Source organism: Synechococcus sp. R3-13, from assembly GCF_047462195.1.
Taxonomy (GTDB): Bacteria; Cyanobacteriota; Cyanobacteriia; order Thermostichales; family Thermostichaceae; genus Thermostichus.
Genome location: NZ_JANSIO010000054.1, coordinates 1 through 5,216, shown reverse-complemented (window position 1 = coordinate 5,216; position 5,216 = coordinate 1). Strand labels below are relative to the sequence as shown.

Below are 5,216 nucleotides of genomic sequence, written 5' to 3'. Positions count from 1 at the left end.
GGGGCGGGTGGCCTATGTGGAGGTGAATCGCTACCCGCTGGGGGATCTGCCCCCAACCGGAACCATTCGCAAAATTTTGGGCGACGGCCCAGAAGCCTCCATCGATGCAGATTTGGTCTGTTGCAAGTACGACCTGCCGCAGGAGTTTCCCGCTCCAGTGTTGGAGGCAGCAGCAGCTCTGCCCAAAAAGCTCAGCCGCTCTGACCAAAAGGGCCGCCGCGATCTGCGCGACTGGTTTTGCATCACTCTGGAGCCTTTGGATCTGCAGCATCCCCACGGCTTGGAACCCAACGTGGCCGTCTCCCTACAACGGCAGGAGGATAACCACTGGCTGCTGGGGATCCACATTGCCGACGTAGCCCACTGGCTGGATCCCGACCACCCCTTGGAGCAAGAGGCTCAGCAGCGGACGGCCACCGTCTACCTCGATACGATGGTGCTGCCTCTCTTTCCGCCGGAGGTGCACAACCGCCTGGCTCTGTTGCCACAGCAGGAGCGCTTGGCCTATTCACTGCTAGTGACCCTCGACCCAGAAGGGGTGGTACAAAACTTCGAGATTTACCCCAGCCTGGTGCAATCGCGGGCTCACCTGTCCTATGGTCAGGTGCAGGCTCTTTTGGCCACCACCGCCGACTTGGGCCCCGACGAAGAAGTGCCGGAGTTGATGGCCCTGCTGCAAAACCTGCTGCGCCTTAGCCAGATCCTACGGGCCAAACGTCACCAGGCGGGGGGATTTGACCTGCCCCTGTTGGATCTGCTCACTCCCCACTCTGCCGACGAAAGCGGCTACGGCCCCCTCTTGATCAGCGATCGCCTCGGCGCCCATGCCCTGATGACGGAAATTCTCCTGCTGGCCAACCAAATCCTGGGCCACCATTTGCGCCAGTTGGGGATCCCTTCTTTGGCCCGCGTGCAGCCTGCCCCTGCCGCCGAGGCCCTGCAGAGCTTTTTGCGCCTGGCCAATGCCATGAAGCTGGATCTGAATTTGCAAGATCCCGCTGTCGTAACTCTGGCGGACTGGCAGCGGATTTGTGCCCGCATCACCGCTCCCGATGTGTTGGCCTCTGGCGCGAGCCCGGCCTTGGTGGCGCAGATGCTGGCCACCTTGCCCCCGGTCGAGTATCGTCTCCAGCCTCTGGAAGAGCAACTCGGCCATTTTGGGTTGGGCCTCAAAGAACCCTACGCCACCTTTACGGCCCCCTTGCGCCGCTATGCCGACTTGCTCAATTTGCGTGCCCTGCACCTGGCCCTGAGCAAAGGACGCGAGCGCCGCAGCTCTCGCTCCAAAACCGTGGTGGATCTGCACGGCCCCAGCGGCTACGGCCAAATCGACTGGCAGGTGTTGCCGCCCAAGGTGCAGGAGGAATGGCAGGCGTTTCTCCAGGCGCAACTGCCCAAAATTCAGGAGGGGTACCGGATCCGGCAGCAGGCGGAGCGGGAGCTGATGGGCCTGAAGCGCTCTGAGTTCATGCAAAAGCACCTGGGAGAGGTGTTCCCCGGCCTGATCATCGGCGTCCAGAACTACGGCTTTTTTGTCCAGGTGGATCCCATCTTGGCGGAAGGCTTGGTGCGGGTCAGCACCCTGAAAAACGATTGGTACGAGTACCGCAGCCGTCAGCAGGCGCTGGTGGGACGCAAGAGTCGGCGCCAGTTTCGCCTGGGGGATCGGGTGGAGGTGCAGATTAAGAACGTGGATTACTACCGCCAACAAATTGACCTGGCGGTAATTGGGGAAGGCCGTCCCTACGAAGAAGAAGAATAAGGCGGGGATCCCTCCATGGATCGCAGCTGGAGAGGACGGTTGTTGCGAACTCTGGCTCTGGCAAAATAGGCGATACCTAGATCAGGAAGATCCTACCGGAGCTTCCGGCACCCAGCTCTACTGCCCCGAAAGAGTCCAGGGTGCTCCCTGTGTCTGTATTGCCTTCCTATACTGAGTAGCAAAGCTCTGCCGAACTCCTATGCAGCCCACCAATCCCAATCAATTTACCGAAAAAGCTTGGAGCGCCATTGTCCAGTCCCAAGATGTGGCCCGGCGGCACCAGCAGCAACAGTTGGAAACCGAGCATTTGCTGATCTCCCTTCTGGATCAAGAGGGGGGGCTCACCCAAACCCTCCTGCAACGGGCAGGTATCGATCCGAGGCTGGTGCGGGATAAAGTGGAAAGCTTCATCAACCAGCAGCCCAAGTTGGCGCGGGTGGATCAGCTCTACTTGGGTCGCGGCCTGGAAACCACCCTGGATCGGGCCGAGGAATTCCGCAAGGAATACGAAGATGACTTCATCTCGGTGGAGCACTTGTTTTTGGGATCCCTGCAAGATGAGCGGGTGGGCAAGCGGGTCTTGGCACCCCTGGGCCTGACGGTAGAGCGCCTCAAACCGGTCATCAAAGAGGTGCGAGGCAAACAGCGGGTCACCGACAAAAACCCCGAATCCCGCTACGAAGCCCTGGAGCGCTATGGCCGCGATCTCACCCAGGCGGCCCGCGAAGGGAAGCTGGACCCGGTGATCGGGCGAGATGACGAGATCCGCCGCGTCATTCAGGTGCTCTCCCGCCGCACCAAAAACAACCCCGTCCTCATCGGCGAACCCGGCGTGGGGAAAACAGCCATTGTGGAGGGCCTAGCCCAGCGCATCAACCGGGGAGATGTGCCGGAGTCTCTGAAAAACCGGCGAGTCATTGCTCTGGACATGGGCGCTCTCATTGCCGGGGCCAAGTACCGCGGGGAATTTGAAGACCGCCTCAAAGCTGTGCTCAAAGAGGTCACTGAATCCGAAGGCCAGATCATCCTCTTCATCGACGAGTTGCACACCGTTGTCGGCGCCGGGGCCGGCGAAGGGGCCATGGATGCCGGCAACTTGCTCAAACCCATGCTGGCGCGGGGCGAGTTGCGCTGTATCGGCGCCACCACCCTGGATGAATACCGCAAGCACATCGAAAAAGATGCGGCCCTAGAACGCCGCTTTCAGCCGGTGTACGTGGATCAGCCTTCGGTGGAAGATACCATCTCCATCCTGCGCGGCCTCAAAGAGCGCTACGAGCTGCACCATGGGGTCAAAATCAGCGACTCCGCCTTGGTGGCGGCAGCGGTGCTCTCCAACCGCTACATCTCCGAGCGCTTCCTGCCCGACAAAGCCATCGACCTGGTGGACGAAGCGGCGGCCAAGCTGAAAATGGAGATCACCTCCAAGCCCGTCGAGCTGGACGAGATCGACCGGCGCATCATGCAACTGCAGATGGAGGAGCTCTCCCTGAAAAAAGAAGATGATGCTGCCTCTAGAGATCGCCTCAGCAAAATTGAGCAGGAGCTGGCCAACCTGACGGAGCGACAACGGGAGTTGAATGCTCGCTGGCAATTTGAAAAAGAGGCTATCGAACGCCTGCAAAGCCTTAAAGCCGAGCGGGACGCCGTCAAGCTTCAAATCGAACAGGCTGAACAAAAATATGACCTCAACCGCGCTGCCGAGCTCAAGTACGGCAAGCTGATGGAATTGGAGCGGCAAATCCAAGAGCAGGAGGCTCACCTGGCCAAGCTGCAGACCAACGGCGAGCCGCTGCTGCGGGAGCAAGTGACTCCTGAAGATATCGCTGAGATCGTCTCCCGCTGGACCGGGATCCCAGTCACCAGCCTGATGGAGTCGGAAAAGCAGAAGCTGCTGCGCCTGGAAGCCCATTTGCACCAGCGGGTGGTGGGCCAAGACGAGGCGGTAGCCGCCGTAGCGGCAGCCATTCGGCGCGCCCGGGCCGGCATGAAGGATCCCAATCGCCCCATCGGCTCTTTCCTGTTCATGGGGCCCACTGGCGTGGGGAAAACCGAGCTGGCCCGTGCTTTGGCGGAGTTCCTCTTCGACACTTCCGAGGCGATGGTGCGCATCGACATGTCCGAGTACATGGAGAAGCACTCGGTCTCTCGTCTAATCGGAGCTCCTCCAGGCTACGTGGGCTACGAAGAAGGCGGGCAGCTCTCCGAGGCGGTGCGGCGACGCCCCTACTCGGTGGTGCTGTTTGACGAGGTGGAAAAAGCCCACCCGGATGTCTTCAACATCCTGCTGCAGGTGCTGGACGATGGCCGCATCACCGACTCCCAAGGGCGGACAGTGGACTTCAAAAACACCATCATCATCATGACCAGCAACATCGGCAGCGACCTCATCCTGGAAATTGGGGCCGATGAAAGCCGCTACGAGGAGATGAAAACTCAGGTGCTGGCCATGCTGCGGCACCACTTCCGACCGGAGTTCCTCAACCGGGTGGACGAGCTGATCATCTTCCACGCCCTCACCAAAGAGCAAATTCGCCAGATTGTCGGCCTGCAAATGCAGCGGGTGGAAAAGCTGCTGGCAGATCAGCAAATCGAGATCCTGCTCACCGAAGAAGCCAAGGACTACCTGGCAGAGGTGGGCTACGACCCCGTGTTCGGGGCCCGTCCGCTGAAGCGGGTGATCCAGCGGGAGATCGAAAATCCCATTGCCACCAAGCTGCTGGAAAACGAGTTCCTACCCGGCGACCGCATTTTGGTGGATGTAGCCAACGAGCGGTTGATCTTCCGCAAGATCGGCTCTCAGCCCAGCCAAGAGCCGCCGGCGGCTGTGGCCGTCAGCTAAGTCGGGGTCCTTCCGTCAAAGCGTAATCACTTGGTCAGGTGGGTTGTCCTTCAAGGCCTCGTAGAGGTCAGGGAAGCAGCCCACTTGCACCCCTTGCACTACATTTTTGGGAATGCACTGGGCCGGTTCCTTGCGCCCGCGTCCTTGAGCATCGCACCAGCGGGGTTCCCCTTCGGCTAGGTTGCGCTCCAGAGCGCACATGTCACACATCATCAGCAGGATGTTTTGCTCTTGGGCAACTTTGGCCAAGCGCTCGCCAATGGGATCCCCCTGCCGCAAAACAAAGCAGTTGTCGTCGAAAAAGAACATGCCCACCACCTCCGCTCCATGCACCCCTGCTTCTAGCTGAGGCAGGATCATCTGGCCCAATTTGTAGGTGCCGCAGCGGGGATGGGTGAACACGTAGGCAACTTTCATGAGGCCCCCTTGCCGTTTTCAATTTTGATTATCAGTAATTATCATTTTCAGAGTAACACGAGTTTCTGGGCCAGAGTTGCCGGACCCAGCAGGCCGAGGTGGAGGTTCATTGCGAACCTGCTTGAGACTGTTCCTGATGCCTTTGTGCCGTCCAGCTCCTCTCCCTTCGCAGGAGAGGGAAGTTACGATTATTTC

Annotated in this window: 3 protein-coding genes; 2 read left to right on the top strand and 1 reads right to left on the bottom strand. The window is 59.7% G+C overall.

Annotation, left to right across the window (positions count from 1 at the left end; genetic code table 11):
• Positions 1–1,762, top strand: a 1,762-nt coding sequence (locus tag NW856_RS01740) for an RNB domain-containing ribonuclease (protein WP_414398780.1), incomplete at its 5' end; no start/stop codon positions are given.
• Between the two features lie 199 nt (positions 1,763–1,961).
• Positions 1,962–4,604, top strand: a complete 2,643-nt coding sequence (clpB, locus tag NW856_RS01735; protein ID WP_414398779.1) for an ATP-dependent chaperone ClpB — start codon at positions 1,962–1,964, stop codon at positions 4,602–4,604.
• Between the two features lie 15 nt (positions 4,605–4,619).
• On the opposite strand, the gene NW856_RS01730 is transcribed toward clpB, so the two are convergent.
• The gene (locus NW856_RS01730) at positions 4,620–5,021 is read right to left on the bottom strand and encodes a SaoD/DsrE family protein (protein ID WP_414398777.1); all 402 of its coding nucleotides are present in this window, start codon (positions 5,019–5,021) and stop codon (positions 4,620–4,622) included.
• Positions 5,022–5,216: the final 195 nt, after the last annotated feature.